Source organism: Nocardioides xinjiangensis (assembly GCF_017916455.1).
Lineage (GTDB): Bacteria > Actinomycetota > Actinomycetes > Propionibacteriales > Nocardioidaceae > Nocardioides > Nocardioides xinjiangensis.
This window is the reverse complement of the sequence record NZ_JAFMSY010000001.1, coordinates 393,632-406,686: the sequence shown is the minus strand read 5'-3', so window position 1 is coordinate 406,686 and position 13,055 is coordinate 393,632. Positions and strand designations below refer to the sequence as shown.

Below are 13,055 nucleotides of genomic sequence, written 5' to 3'. Positions count from 1 at the left end.
ACCCGTACGGGGACCGGGCGGGCCTGCGGTGCCCCGCAAGTAGGCTGCGGCCCGTGCAGATCTGGCGTGACGTCGACGACGTGCCGGCCGACCTCGGCCGCACGGTCGTCAGCATCGGCAACTTCGACGGCGTGCACCTCGGTCATGCGCACGTGCTCCGCGAGGCCCGGGCCGCCGCGGAGCGGCTCGGCATCGACACCGTGGTGGCGGTGACGTTCGACCCGCACCCGATGGCGGTGCTGCGGCCCGAGCACGCTCCGCCGACCCTGACCTCCATCCACACCCGGGCCGGGCTGCTCGAGGCGGCAGGCGTCGACGCGATCCTCGTGATCGCCTTCGACCGCGAGATCGCCGGCTGGTCGCCCGAGGAGTTCATCGACCGGGTCCTCGTGGACACGCTGCACGCGCGCGCCGTTGTCGTGGGCGCGAACTTCCGCTTCGGCGCCAAGGCGGCCGGAGAGGTCGCCACCCTGGTCGGCGCCGGTGCGACGCGCGACTTCGAGACCGTGGGCGTCACGCTCGACGGCGGTCCGCAGGTGTGGAGCTCGACCTACGTCCGGCAGTGCCTGGCCACCGGTGACGTCGCCGGGGCGGCGGAGGCGCTCGGCCGCCCGTTCGTCGTGCGCGGCACCGTCGTCGAGGGCGACAAGCGGGGCCGGGGGCTGGGCTACCCGACCGCCAACGTGCCGATCCCGCCGGTCGACGCGGCCCCCGCCGACGGGGTCTACGCCGGTTGGCTCACCCGCCTCGACACCGGCGAGCGCTACCCGGCCGCGATCTCCGTCGGGACCAACCCCACCTTCGACGGCGAGCGCGAGCGCCGCGTCGAGTCCTACGTCCTCGACCGCGACGACCTCGAGCTCTACGGCGTCGAGGTCGAGGTGGCGTTCGCCGACCGGCTGCGGGGCATGGTGAAGTTCGAGGGCGTCGAGAAGCTGGTGGAGACGATGGCCGACGACGTACGCCGGGCGCGCGAGGTGCTGGGTGGCTGATCCGCGGCTGGCGGCGACCGACGAGTGGTTCCTCGCCCACGGGCTGCCCTACTTCGTCCCCGAGCAGCGTGAGGGGGCGCGGCGGGCGCTGAAGCTGGGACGCACCGTCCCGCTCGTGGTCCTGACCGGGCTGGCCGCGGCCGGCGCCGGGGTGGCCCTGGCGGTGGTGTCGGAGCAGCTGACCCTCGCGCCCGCCACCTTGGTGACGGTGGGCCTGCTCGCCGCGACGTGGTACGCCCTGACCGCGCTCAACGCCAGCCCGATCGTCCGGTGGGCGCTGCACCGCGCCTTCGGCAGCCTGCGCACCGTGCTGCCGATGATGACGCGGGCGTTGCCGCTGCTGCTGATCTTCGTGACGTTCCTGTTCATCAACGCCGAGGTGTGGCAGGTGTCCTCGCGCCAGGACGGGGCCGCGCTGTGGCTGGTGGTCGTGCTCTTCGCGGTGCTCGCGACCCTGTTCCTGCTCGTGCGGCTCCCGGAGGAGGTCGACCGCACCGACGACCAGGTCGACGACGCGTTGCTGCTGCTGGCCTGCCGCGACACGCCGCTGGAGCAGGCTGCGCGGGAGCTCGTCGACGACCCTGACGCCGACCCGGCGGCGTACGCCGAGGTGCACGGCTTCGAGCGCTGGAACCTCGTGCTGGTCCTCCTGGTGATCCAGGCCGTCCAGGTGCTCCTGCTCTCGGCCACGGTGTTCTTGTTCTTCATGCTGTTCGGCTCGATGGTCATGCGCGACGACGTGGTGGAGACCTGGATCGGCGAGCCGACCGCCAACCTCACCGTCGAGCTGTTCCAGGTCTCGGTCTTCCTGGCGGCGTTCTCCGCGCTGTACCTGACCGTCTCGACGGTCACCGACGAGACCTACCGCGAGCAGTTCTTCGGGGCCGTGCTGCACCACATGGAGCGGGCCGTGGGCATCCGGGCGGTCTACCTGGCCCTGCGCGACCGCGGCTGACGCGCCGAGGGCGGTGCGCCACGGCAGCTCCGGGCGACCGGAGTGGGTGGCGCACCGCCCTCGGAGCGGGATGGGGACCGGTCAGGCGTCGAGGTCCTGCTCGACCAGTGCGGCGATCGTGTCGACCGCGGACTGGTCGTCACCCGCGACCTCGACGGTGTCGCCGTTGCCGGCGCCGAGGGTCATGATCATCAGCGAGGAGCTGGCGTCGACGCCGTTGATCGTGACGTCGGAGCCGAGCTCGGCGGCCTTCTCGGCGATGATCGCGGCGGGGCGGGCGTGGAGGCCGACGGCGGATCCGACGACGACGGACTTGCTGGGCATGGTGCTCCTTTGGTGTGGTCGGGCTGGAGAGTGCTGGAGACGTGCTGGAGACGTGCTGGTCGGGCTGACGGGTGGTCGGGCGGGCTCAGACGGTGGCGACGTCGGCGTCTTTGCGGCCGATGCTCTTCAGGACGACGACGAGGGCGGTGGCGACGGCGACGCCGACGGCCAGCGCCACCAGGTAGCCCACCACCCCGTCCACGGCGAACAGCACGAAGATGCCGCCGTGCGGTGCGCGGACGCCGACGTCCATCGCCATCGAGATCCCGCCGGTGACCGCGCTGCCGGCCATGATCGGCGGGATCACGCGGAGCGGATCGGCCGCGGCGAAGGGGATCGCACCCTCGGTGATGAAGGACGCGCCGAGCAGCCATCCCGCCTTGCCGTTCTCCCGCTCCGGGATCGAGAACAGGCCGGGCCGCACGACCGTCGCCAGTGCCAGGGCGATCGGGGGCACCATCCCGGCGAGCATGACCGCGGCCATGATCCGCAGCTCGGGGGCGTCGCTCGTGAGGGCGGCGCCGCCGACGCCGGCGGCCGCGAAGCTGTAGGCCACCTTGTTGAGCGGGCCGCCCATGTCGAAGGCCATCATCAGGCCCAGGATGACGCCGAGCAGCACCGCGCTGCCGCCGCTCAGCGAGCTCAGCCCGTCCTCGAGCTGGCCCATCAGCCACGCGATCGGCCGGCCCAGCACGACGAGCATGAGGAAGCCCGCGACGATGCTCGTCACGAGCGGGATGACCAGCACCGGCATGAGGCCGCGCGCCCAGGCCGGCACCTTGCGGCCGGCGATCCAGTGGGCGATGACGCCCGCCAGGACGCCGCCGACGATCGCGCCGAGGAAGCCGGTCGCCGGGTAGGCGGAGTCGCCGCTCACGCCGATGACGTTGGAGGCCAGGCCGCCCAGGACGAAGCCGGGGGCGATGCCGGGCCGGTCGGCGATGGCGTACGCGATGTAGCCGGCCAGCGCCGGGATGAAGAAGGCGAACGCGGTCTGGCCGATCACCAGCAGCAGGGCGCCGACGTAGGCGAAGAAGCCGGAGTCGAGGAGCGCGTGGTCGAGGCCCAGCGCCTGGGCGTCGGGCAGGTCGGTGAAGGAGTTCCCGAGCAGGATCGCCTGCGCGTGGTCGGTGATCTCGTAGCCGCCGAAGAGGAACGCGAGGGCGATCATCAGGCCGCCCGCCGCGACGAAGGGGATCATGTAGGAGACGCCGGTCATCAGGACGCGTCGGGTGCGACCGCCCCACGTCTCCCGGCCGGTGCTCGCGCCGCCGTCGGTGGAGGCCCCGGAGCCCTCGACCCTCGGCGACGCGGCCGGGTCGGCGGCGTAGCGCAGGGCCTCGGCGATCATCGCGTCGGCGTCGTCGATCGGTCGCTTGACGCCCGAGCTGACGACGGGCTTGCCGGCGAACCGTCCGCGGTCGCGCACGCCCACGTCGACGGCGAAGATCACGGCGCCTGCGGCGGCGATGGCGTCGGGGGAGAGCGGCGTCGACCCGGCGGACCCCTGGGTCTCGACCTGCAGGGCGACGCCGGCGCGCGCCGCCGCGGCCTCGAGGGCCTCCGCGGCCATGTAGGTGTGGGCGATGCCCGTCGGGCAGGCGGTCACCGCGACGAGGGAGGGCTGGTCGGTGCCGGTGCCGGTGCCGGACGGCGTGCCGGTGGACGCGCCGGCGGTGGCGGTGCCGGTGGAGCTGCCGGTGGAGGTGTCGGTGGAGCTGCCGGTGGGTCGAGGGGCGTCCGCGCCGGCCGTGGTGCCGGTCGTGGCCTCGACCGCCTCCCTGGGGGCGGTCGTCTCCCCGCCGCCGGGCACGGCCGCGCCGGACGGGGTGCCGGAGGCCGGGGCGGCCGACCTCGTGGCGCCCGGCGCGGGCTCGCCGAGCTCGTGCGTCACGAGGTCGATGACGTCCTCGGGCGACTCGGCGGCGCGCAGCGCGTCGGTGAAGGCCGGCTTCACCAGGGCGCGGGCGAGCTTGGTGAGGATCGTGAGGTGGTCGGCGTCCCCGCCGGCGGGCGCGGCGATCAGGAACGCCAGGTCGGCCGGTCCGTCCTTGGCGCCGAAGTCCACGCCCGGGTCGAGTCGGGCGAAGGCGAGCGTCGGCGCGTCCACCCCGCTCGTGCGGCAGTGGGGGATCGCGATGCCGCCCGGGAGGCCGGTCGAGGACGTCGACTCGCGCGCGAACGCGTCCTCGACGAGCTGGTCCCGGCTGGTGGCGCGGCCGGCGTCGTCGACGACCCCCGCGAGGGCGCGGATGACGTCGTGCTTGTCCGGCCCCCAGTCGGCGCCCAGCCGAACTAGGTCGGTGGTGATGAGTGCGGTCATGGTGTGCCTCCCGTTGAGGGGGTGAGGGCGGTGACGCCGACGAGCTCGGTGCGGAGCTGCGACGGCTGGGGGATGGTCGTGCCTGGAAGGCCTGCGGCGGCGCTGCCGTAGGCCACGGCCAGTGCCAGGCGGTCCGGGGCGGAGAGCCCCCGGATGTCGCCCAGCAGGTAGCCGAAGAGGCTGGAGTCGCCGGCACCGACGGTGCTGACCACTGTCGTGGGAGGAGGGGTGGCGTGCCAGGCCCCTTCGGGGGTGACGAGGACCGCCCCGTTGCCGCCCAGCGTGGCCAGGACCGCGCCGACGCCACGCTCGAGCAGCTGCCGGGCTGCGGACGCGGCGGCCGACGGGTCGGCCTCGAGCAGCTCGGCATCGCTCCCGGTGAAGGAGGCGAGCTCGTCGCCGTTGGGCTTCATCAGGTCGGGCGCGCAGACGGGCAGTGCGTCCACGAGCGCCTGCAGCGGTGCGTCGCTGGTGTCGACGGCGACGCGGCCGCCCACCTCCCGCAGCCGGCGTACGAGGTCGGCGTAGAAGCCCGCGGGCGCGCCGGCCGGGAGCGACCCGGCCAGGACGGTCCAGTCGGCTGCTGCGGCTCGGACGAGGACGGCCTGGGCGAGCAGTTCGAGGTGCAGCGGGAGGACCTCGGCGCCGGGTGAGTTGAGCTTGGTCGTGGTGCCGTCCGGCTCGGTGATCGTCAGGTTGACGCGCACGTCGCCGGCAGGTCGTACGGGACGGCAGTCGATGCCGGCGCCGAGCAGCTCGAGCACGAACGGGTCGTCCTTGGCGGCCGGGACGACGGCGATGCTGGGGATGTCGGCGCTCACCGCGGCCCGGGAGATGTTCACGCCCTTCCCGCCGGCCTGGGAGGTCACCGACGCCACCCGGTGCACCTGGCCCCGGGCGAGGGCGGCGTCGAGGGCGACCGTGCGGTCGATGCTCGGGTTGGGGGTGAGGGTGAGGATCACGCGACCACCACGTCGATCCCGGCGGCCTCGAGCGCGCGTCGGTCGGCCGCCTCGATGTCGCGGTCGGTGACGAGCACGTCGAGGCTGTCGAGGGTCGCGAAGCGCACGGCCGTCTCGACGCCCAGCTTGGTGGAGTCGGCGAGCACGACGGTCTTGCGGGCGCACGCGATCATCGCCCGCTTGCTCGCCGCCTCGTCGCTGTCGGGCGTGGTCAGGCCGTGGCCCACGGTCAGGCCGTTGGTGGCCACGAAGGCGACGTCGGCGCGCAGGTCGCCGAGTGCGGCGACGGTGTCGGCCCCCACCGCGGCATGCGTGGTGGGGCGCACCTTCCCGGGCAGCAGGTGCAGCTCGATCTGCGGCAGGCCGGCCAGGCGGGTGGCCACGGGGACGGCGTGGGTGACGACCGTCAGGCGGTGGTCGCGGGGGAGGGCTGCGGCGAAGCGGGCGGTGGTGCTCCCGGCGTCGATCACCACGACCGAGTCGGGAGGCGGGAGCAGCGCGACCGCGGCGTTGGCGATCGCCTCCTTGGCCTGCGTGTTGGACTGGTCACGCTCGCCGATCCCTGATTCGATGACCGAGAGGGAGCCTGCGGGCACGGCGCCACCGTGCACTCGACGGACCAGCCCCATCCGGTCCAGGGTGGAGAGGTCGCGGCGGACGGTCTCGGTGGTCACCTCGAACTGGTCGGCCAGCTGGACCACGGACAGCCGGCCGCGCCGACTGATCAGGTGAGCCATCGCCTGCTGGCGCTCTTCCGCGTACATCGGTCCACCTCCGAGGTGATCTGCGTATGTGTTGTTTTAGTCCCGAACGTGTTGCTTGTCAACATTGACCTGTTCTACGGTGTGTCCATGACCACACCCGTGAGCTCACCCGCGACCTCGTACAGCGGGACCCCGGTCGTGCCGGGAGTCGCCGCCGGCCCCGTCCTGCACGTGCGCGGCGAGGTCTCACCCGACGCGATCGCGCGCTACGGCGACGGCGACTTCGCCGATGCGGACGCCGCGCTGGCGGCGTACGACGAGGCGGCCGCGGCCGTCGCGGACACCTTCTCGGCCAAGGCCGCGGGTGCGCAGGGGGCTGCCGCCGAGGTGCTCACCGCGAGCGCCGGCCTGGCGCGCGACAAGGGCCTGCGCTCGGGCGTGCACAAGAACCTCCAGGCCGGTCAGGGGCCCGTCGCGGCGGTCCAGGGCGCGGTCGAGCAGTTCGTCACGATCTTCACCAACATGGGCGGCCTGATGGCCGAGCGGGTGACCGACCTGCGCGACATCGAGCGCCGGGTCGTGGCGCACCTCGTCGGGGAGCCGGCGCCCGGCGTGCCGACGCCGTCCGAGCCGTCGGTCCTCGTGGCCGAGGACCTCGCGCCCAGCGACACCTCCGGCCTCGACCCCGAGCTCGTGACGGCCCTCGTCACCGAGCGCGGCGGCGCGACGAGCCACACGGCGATCATCGCGCGCCAGCTCGGCATCCCCTGCGTGGTGGGCGCGGCCGGCGTCATGGGGATCGCACCGGGGACATTCGTCGTCGTCGACGGGGAGACCGGCACCATCGAGCTGGGCGCCGACCCCGACGAGGCACACGCCCGTGTCGCGGAGAGCCGTCGCCTGCGCGAGGAGCTCGCCGCCTGGAGCGGTCCCGCGTCGACGTCCGACGGCCTGCCGGTCAAGCTGCTGGCCAACGTCGCCGACGGCGCCTCCGCCGCGTCAGCCGGCACCGAGCCGGTCCAGGGCGTCGGCCTGTTCCGCACCGAGCTGTGCTTCCTCGACCGCAAGGACGAGCCGAGCGTCGAGGAGCAGGCCGACATCTACGCCGGTGTCCTCGAGCCCTACTCCGACGGGCGGTTCGTCGTCGTGCGCACCCTCGACGCCGGCTCGGACAAGCCGATCGCGTTCGCGACGCACGAGGGCGAGGAGAACCCCGCGCTCGGCGTGCGCGGGCTCCGGCTCAGCTTCGGCAACCCCGGGCTCATGGAGCGCCAGCTCGACGGCATCGCCGCAGCGGCCGAGCGCACCGGCACCGAGACCTGGGTGATGGCGCCGATGGTCGCCACCGTGTCGGAGGCAGCCGAGTTCGCGGCGAAGGTCCGCGACCGCGGGCTCAAGGCCGGCGTCATGGTCGAGATCCCGAGCGCGGCCCTCCTCGCGCACCGGATGCTCGAGGTCGTCGACTTCCTCTCGATCGGCACGAACGACCTCACGCAGTACGCGATGGCCGCGGACCGGATGGCCACCGACCTCGCCCATCTCACCGACCCGTGGCAGCCGGCCGTGCTGCAGCTCATCGCCATCACCGCGCACGCCGGCACCGAGGCCGGCAAGCCCGTCGGCGTGTGCGGCGAGGCGGCCGCCGACCCGCTGCTCGCCACGGCGCTCATCGGCATGGGCATCACGTCGCTCTCGATGGCCGCCCGCGCCGTGCGTCCCGTCGGGGCGCAGCTGAGCCGGGTCGACTTCGCCACGTGCGAGGCCGCCGCCGAGGCGGCGCTGGGCGCTGCCGACCCGATGGCCGGGCGCGCGGCGGTCCGGGAGCTCCTCGGCCACTGAGCCTGTCCTGCGCCTCGGCGTTCCTCGCGCTCCGGGCCGCGCTCTGCGGCCGGGGCTGCGTCATGCGGAGGCGTACGTATGGGCGCGGGTTCGTATGACGTCCGGGCGTCGGGCGGGGGTTGCGTCATGCGGAGGCGTACGCATGGGTGCGGGTTCGTATGACGGCCGGCCGCGCGGCGGGGCTGCGTCATGCGGAGGCGTACGTATGGGTGCGGGTTGGTATGACGTCCGGCGGGAGGCGGGGGTTGCGTCATGCGGAGGCGTGCGTATGGGTGCGGGTCCGTATGACGCCGGATGACGCCCGCCCCGGCGGCGTCCCCGGCGCGTCGAGCAGGACGACGTCCGACCGGGCGGCGGGCGCGACCGTACGAGCCGGCTGTCGGGTGGGCTTCGTCCTGTCCGACACGCTCCGGCCACCGAGCCCCGGGCGCCCGGGCCCGCGCCTCGCTGCAGCCAGCCGGCCGGCCGGCCCGCGCCGGCCCGCGCCCGCCGCGCCCGCCCGGACCCGTGCGGCTACGGCTCGACGGTGACCTTGATGGCCTCGCCCTTGGCGACGATGTCGAACACGCTCATCACGTCGTCGAGGGAGACGTGCCTGGTGATCAGGTCCTTGACCGGGACCTGGCCGGTGGAGATGTACTCCAGCGCCCGCTTGTTGTGGGCGGGGGAGGAGCCGTTGGCGCCGTGGACGTGCAGCTGGCGGTAGTGGATGAGGTTGGAGTCGGCCTTGATGAACGGGTCGGTCTTGGGCAGGCCGCCGAAGAACGAGATCCGGCCCTGCCGCGCGGCCATCGAGATCGCCTGCTCCTGGGTGATGTTCGCCGGGGTCGCGGTGATGATCACGTCGGCGCCACGGCCGCCGGTCAGCTCCATGACCTTCTCCACGACGTCGACCTCCGCGGCGTTGACGACGTGGTCGGGCTGGACGGCCTCGGCCGACATCTTCAAGCGCTCCTCGTTGATGTCGACGAGCACCACGGTGCCGACCTTGTGCACGCCGCGGGCGATGCGGATGTGCATGCAGCCGATCGGGCCGGCGCCGAAGACGACGGTGAAGTCGCCCTCCTCGATCCCGAGCTGCTCCTGCGCGTTGATCGCGCAGGCGAAGGGCTCGGCGGCCGAGGCCTCGTCGAAGCCGACGTTGTCGGGGATGCGGTTGAGGCCGTCGACCTTGAGCACCTGCTCGGGCACGATCATGTACTCGGCGAACCCGCCGTCGTACTGGTAGCCGACGGACGTCTGGTTCTGGCAGACCTCCATCCAGCCCTTGCTGCACTCGTGGCACTCGCCGCACGGGACCGCGGCGATGCACTGCACCCGGTCACCGACCGCGAACCCGCCGAGGGCGTCGGCGCCGACCTCCACGACCTCACCGGCGACCTCGTGTCCCATCGTGGTCTCGCCGGTGATGTTGACGTGGCCGTTCTTCTTGATCTTCACGTCCGTGCCGCAGGTGGAGCAGTTGCGGACCTTGATCTTGACCTCGCGGGGGCCGCAGTCCGGCTCTGGCACGTCGACGAGTCGGACGTCCTCGGGGGCGAAGAAGCGAAGGGCCTTCATGTCAGAACCTCTCGGATCGGGGCGCGGGAGAAGCGCAGGCGGCTGGTGCTGCCACCTCACGCTAGCGGTCCTCGACGGGTAAAGCCACACACTCGGGCGTGCGTTTGTGCCCGAATGCTTGGCAACGGGCCCGAACGTGAGGTTTAATTCCGGCATCATGTGATGGGGGTCTCACCCCCGCGTTCAACTGGAGGACATCAGCATGGCGACCACGACTTCCTCACCCGCGTCCGGCACGTCGGCGCGGGTACGCGTGCAGAGGTTCGGCACGTTCCTCTCCAACATGATCATGCCGAACATCCCGGCACTGATCGCCTGGGGTCTTCTCACCGCCCTCTTCATCGACGTCGGCTGGCTGCCGAACGCCGACCTGGCGACGATGGTCGGACCGACCATCCACTACCTGCTCCCCATCCTCATCGCCGCGACCGGCGGCCGCATGGTCCACGGCGACCGTGGCGCCGTCGTCGGCGCCTTCGCCGTCATGGGCGCCATCGCCGGCTCCGACCTGCTGGTGGCGGAGTTCAACGCCACGCTGCCCGAGGACGCCTCGCAGCTCGGCCAGGTGCACATGTTCATCGGCGCGATGATCCTGGGACCGTTGGCCGCCTACGTCATGAAGCGCGTCGACGCGCTGTGGGACGGCAGGATCAAGGCCGGCTTCGAGATGCTCGTCAACATGTTCTCGGCGGGCATCGTGGCGTTCGTGATGGCCATCGTCGGCTTCTGGGTCGTCGCGCCCGTCGTCAACGAGGTCATGGAGGTCCTCGGCAATGCCGTGGAGACGCTGGTCGACAACAACCTGCTGCCCCTGACCTCGCTGCTCATCGAGCCGGCGAAGGTGTTCTTCCTCAACAACGCCATCAACCACGGCGTGCTCACCCCGCTCGGGCTGACCGAGGCGGCCGAGAGCGGCAAGTCCGTGCTGTTCCTGCTCGAGGCCAACCCCGGTCCGGGCCTGGGCCTGCTCCTGGCCTACTCGGTGTTCGGCCGCGGCATCGCGAAGGTGACCGCCCCGGGTGCGGCGATCATCCACTTCCTCGGCGGCATCCACGAGATCTACTTCCCCTACGTCCTCATGAAGCCGAAGCTGATCCTGGCGATGATCGCCGGCGGCATGACCGGTGTCGCCGTGAACGTCGCCCTCGACGTGGGCCTGCGGGCTCCGGCCGCTCCGGGGTCGATCTTCGCCGTCTACGCCCAGACCGCTCGCGGCAGCTACCTGGGGGTGACGCTCGCGGTGCTCGCCTCCGCGGCCGTGACGTTCGCCGTCGCCGCGGTGCTGCTCAAGCTCGACAAGTCCGACGACGAGGGCGACCTCGCCGCGGCCACCGCGCAGATGGAGGCCAACAAGGGCAAGAAGTCCTCGGTCGCCAGCGCCCTGACCGGGGGCGGCACCGGCACGGCCACGACCACCCGGGAGATCAAGAACATCGTGTTCGCCTGCGACGCCGGCATGGGCTCCTCGGCGATGGGCGCCTCGGTGCTCCGCAAGAAGATCGAGGCCAGCGGCCACCCCGAGGTCACCGTGGTCAACAAGGCCATCTCCAACCTGAGCGACGACGTGGACCTGGTGGTCACGCACCAGGACCTCACCGACCGGGCCCGCGAGAAGAGCCCGTCCGCCATCCACGTCTCGGTGGACAACTTCATGGGCAGCCCGCGCTACGACGAGATCGTGACGATGGTGCAGGACAACAACCGCGCCTGATGCGGCGTCACCGGCATCGGCAACCAATCCGACACATGTGAGGAGAGCGCAGATGGGCGAGGTACTGAGCCGCGAGGCGATCGTGCTGGGCGGGCAGGCGCGCGACAGGGACGCGGCGATCACCGAGGCCGGCCGGCTGCTGGTGGCGAGCGGCGCGGTCGACGAGGCGTACGTCGAGGCGATGCACGAGCGCGAGACCTCGGTCTCGACCTTCATGGGCAACGGCCTGGCCATCCCGCACGGCACCAACGAGGCGAAGGCCCTGATCCGGCAGACGGCGATCTCGTTCGTCCGCTACGACGAGCCCATCGACTGGAAGGGCAGCCCGGCCAGGTACGTCGTCGGCATCGCCGGCGCGGGTGACGACCACCTGACGGTCCTCCAGGCACTCGCCGGCGCGTTCACCGACGACGCGAGCATCGCGGCCCTCGACGCGGCCCGGACCCCGGACGACGTGCTCGCCGTCCTGGGCGACGTCAGCGCCTGACGCACCAGCCCAGGAGCCCCCGCCGGACGTCCGGCGGGGGCTCTGCTGCGTCCGCGACGAGCCGGACGGCGCGTCCGGATCACCGCTGGCGATGACACACGTCCCCCCGGTCGCCCGCGGGTGCAGGGCACCCCGGAGGGGGATGACAGCGTCGCGGCAGCGCGCCAGACTCTGCGGCGCCCCCGGGCCGGTGCCCGGGGTTCCCCGAAGAGAACGGAGCACGTCATGGGATTCGGAGGGCCGATCGGCCTGATCGTCGTGGGACTCATCCTCGCGCTGGCCTTCGACCAGCAGCAGGTGGGACCGCTGGACGTCACCACGCTGGGCTGGATCCTCGTGCTGGCCGGCGCACTGTGGCTGGTGCTCACGCTGGTCCAGCAGAACACCCGGCGCCGCCACACCACGACCGCCACCACCACCGACGCGCACGGCCGCCAGGCGTCCTCGCAGCGCACCACCGAGTCCGACCCGCCGCCCCCGCCGGCGGTCTGACCCGGGCACCGTCGGGACCCCTCCTCGGTGCGCGGCGCGGATTGGGACACGGTCCGGCGCCTCGATATGCTTCTGCGGTTGCCCTCGAGGGCGACACGCCGTCACGACGGCCGCGGAACCAGAGTGCCCCGGTGAACAGGCCCGGGCGCGCCGCGCAACGAGAACCGAAGGAGCCCCCATGTCGATTGGTACCGACGCGGAGACCAAGAAGAAGATCATCGCCGAGTACGCCCTGACCGAGGGCGACACCGGTTCCCCCGAGGTGCAGATCGCGCTGCTCAGCCACCGCATCGCCCACCTCACCGAGCACCTCAAGCAGCACAAGCACGACCACCACAGCCGTCGTGGCCTCCTGCTGCTCGTCGGCCAGCGCCGTCGCCTGCTCAACTACCTGCAGAAGACCGAGATCGAGCGCTACCGCTCCATCGTCGAGCGCCTCGGCCTCCGCCGCTGATCGAACCGGGCGGCCCTCCGGACCCGGAGGGCCGCCCGACTCGCACACCGGGCCGGCCGCGCTAGTCTCGGCCGGGACGCACCCACAACTGAACATCCGAAGATCCAGGAGCGACCCGCGCACCCGGCTCGGTCCTCGGTAGTGGCCTTCAGGTGCCCCGTCGCACGGGTGCAGCCCTGCGGGCCTCGATCGAAGACCGGCACTCATGCGGCGTCGCGGATCGCTCCGCGAAGAGAAAGCAGGATCCTGCTT

General features: G+C 72.4%; 12 protein-coding genes. 7 read left to right on the top strand and 5 right to left on the bottom strand.

Annotated elements, in window-relative coordinates:
* Positions 1–53: 53 nt before the first annotated feature.
* The gene (locus tag J3P38_RS01970; protein WP_210502518.1) at positions 54–992 is read left to right on the top strand and encodes a bifunctional riboflavin kinase/FAD synthetase; all 939 of its coding nucleotides are present in this window, start codon (positions 54–56) and stop codon (positions 990–992) included.
* Positions 985–1,947, top strand: coding sequence for a hypothetical protein (locus J3P38_RS01965; RefSeq protein WP_210438197.1), 963 nt, complete (start codon positions 985–987; stop codon positions 1,945–1,947). The genes J3P38_RS01970 and J3P38_RS01965 overlap by 8 nt, the downstream gene beginning before the upstream one ends.
* 81 nt (positions 1,948–2,028) lie before the next feature.
* On the opposite strand, the gene J3P38_RS01960 is transcribed toward J3P38_RS01965, so the two are convergent.
* From J3P38_RS01960 to J3P38_RS01945, 4 genes are all read right to left on the bottom strand, one after another.
* Complete coding sequence (locus J3P38_RS01960; protein ID WP_210438196.1) at positions 2,029–2,271, bottom strand: HPr family phosphocarrier protein; 243 nt, start codon at positions 2,269–2,271, stop codon at positions 2,029–2,031.
* Positions 2,272–2,356: 85 nt separating this feature from the next.
* Positions 2,357–4,594 (bottom strand): PTS fructose transporter subunit IIABC, encoded by a 2,238-nt coding sequence (locus tag J3P38_RS01955; protein ID WP_210502517.1) that lies wholly within the window; start codon positions 4,592–4,594, stop codon positions 2,357–2,359.
* Entirely contained in the window at positions 4,591–5,556 is a 966-nt protein-coding gene (locus J3P38_RS01950) for a 1-phosphofructokinase family hexose kinase (RefSeq protein WP_210502516.1), read from the bottom strand. The genes J3P38_RS01955 and J3P38_RS01950 overlap by 4 nt, the downstream gene beginning before the upstream one ends.
* On the bottom strand, positions 5,553–6,320 hold the full coding sequence (locus J3P38_RS01945) for a DeoR/GlpR family DNA-binding transcription regulator (protein WP_210502515.1): 768 nt from the start codon (positions 6,318–6,320) through the stop codon (positions 5,553–5,555). Before J3P38_RS01945 ends, J3P38_RS01950 begins: the two co-directional genes overlap by 4 nt.
* 87 nt (positions 6,321–6,407) lie before the next feature.
* On the opposite strand from J3P38_RS01945, the gene ptsP reads away from it, so the two are divergent.
* Positions 6,408–8,099, top strand: a complete 1,692-nt coding sequence (ptsP, locus tag J3P38_RS01940; RefSeq protein WP_210502514.1) for a phosphoenolpyruvate--protein phosphotransferase — start codon at positions 6,408–6,410, stop codon at positions 8,097–8,099.
* 513 nt (positions 8,100–8,612) lie between these two features.
* Here the strand turns inward: ptsP and J3P38_RS01935 are convergent.
* Complete coding sequence (locus J3P38_RS01935; protein ID WP_210502513.1) at positions 8,613–9,659, bottom strand: zinc-dependent dehydrogenase; 1,047 nt, start codon at positions 9,657–9,659, stop codon at positions 8,613–8,615.
* A gap of 202 nt (positions 9,660–9,861) precedes the next feature.
* Here J3P38_RS01935 and J3P38_RS01930 point away from each other — a divergent pair, with 202 nt between their 5' ends.
* The 4 genes from J3P38_RS01930 (at position 9,862) to rpsO (ending at position 12,803) form a co-directional block, all read left to right on the top strand.
* Entirely contained in the window at positions 9,862–11,370 is a 1,509-nt protein-coding gene (locus J3P38_RS01930; RefSeq protein WP_210502512.1) for a PTS mannitol transporter subunit IICB, read from the top strand.
* A 52-nt stretch (positions 11,371–11,422) separates the two neighbouring features.
* Positions 11,423–11,857, top strand: a complete 435-nt coding sequence (locus tag J3P38_RS01925; RefSeq protein ID WP_210438189.1) for a PTS sugar transporter subunit IIA — start codon at positions 11,423–11,425, stop codon at positions 11,855–11,857.
* Between the two features lie 225 nt (positions 11,858–12,082).
* The gene (locus tag J3P38_RS01920) at positions 12,083–12,349 is read left to right on the top strand and encodes a DUF6458 family protein (RefSeq protein WP_210502511.1); all 267 of its coding nucleotides are present in this window, start codon (positions 12,083–12,085) and stop codon (positions 12,347–12,349) included.
* A 178-nt stretch (positions 12,350–12,527) separates the two neighbouring features.
* Positions 12,528–12,803 carry a 30S ribosomal protein S15 gene (gene rpsO, locus J3P38_RS01915; RefSeq protein ID WP_211731327.1) on the top strand — a complete coding sequence of 92 codons (276 nt, stop codon included), beginning with the start codon at positions 12,528–12,530 and terminating at the stop codon, positions 12,801–12,803.
* Positions 12,804–13,055: the final 252 nt, after the last annotated feature.

Excerpts from the sequence above, each read along its gene's own strand:
- J3P38_RS01955 (WP_210502517.1), bottom strand. The coding sequence starts at position 4,594 with ATGACCGCACTCATCACCACCGACCTAGTTCGGCTGGGCGCCGACTGG.
- J3P38_RS01925 (WP_210438189.1), top strand. The coding sequence starts at position 11,423 with ATGGGCGAGGTACTGAGCCGCGAGGCGATCGTGCTGGGCGGGCAGGCG.
- J3P38_RS01930 (WP_210502512.1), top strand. The coding sequence starts at position 9,862 with ATGGCGACCACGACTTCCTCACCCGCGTCCGGCACGTCGGCGCGGGTA.
- J3P38_RS01920 (WP_210502511.1), top strand. The coding sequence starts at position 12,083 with ATGGGATTCGGAGGGCCGATCGGCCTGATCGTCGTGGGACTCATCCTC.
- ptsP (WP_210502514.1), top strand. The coding sequence starts at position 6,408 with ATGACCACACCCGTGAGCTCACCCGCGACCTCGTACAGCGGGACCCCG.
- J3P38_RS01935 (WP_210502513.1), bottom strand. The coding sequence starts at position 9,659 with ATGAAGGCCCTTCGCTTCTTCGCCCCCGAGGACGTCCGACTCGTCGAC.
- J3P38_RS01960 (WP_210438196.1), bottom strand. The coding sequence starts at position 2,271 with ATGCCCAGCAAGTCCGTCGTCGTCGGATCCGCCGTCGGCCTCCACGCC.
- rpsO (WP_211731327.1), top strand. The coding sequence starts at position 12,528 with ATGTCGATTGGTACCGACGCGGAGACCAAGAAGAAGATCATCGCCGAG.
- J3P38_RS01945 (WP_210502515.1), bottom strand. The coding sequence starts at position 6,320 with ATGTACGCGGAAGAGCGCCAGCAGGCGATGGCTCACCTGATCAGTCGG.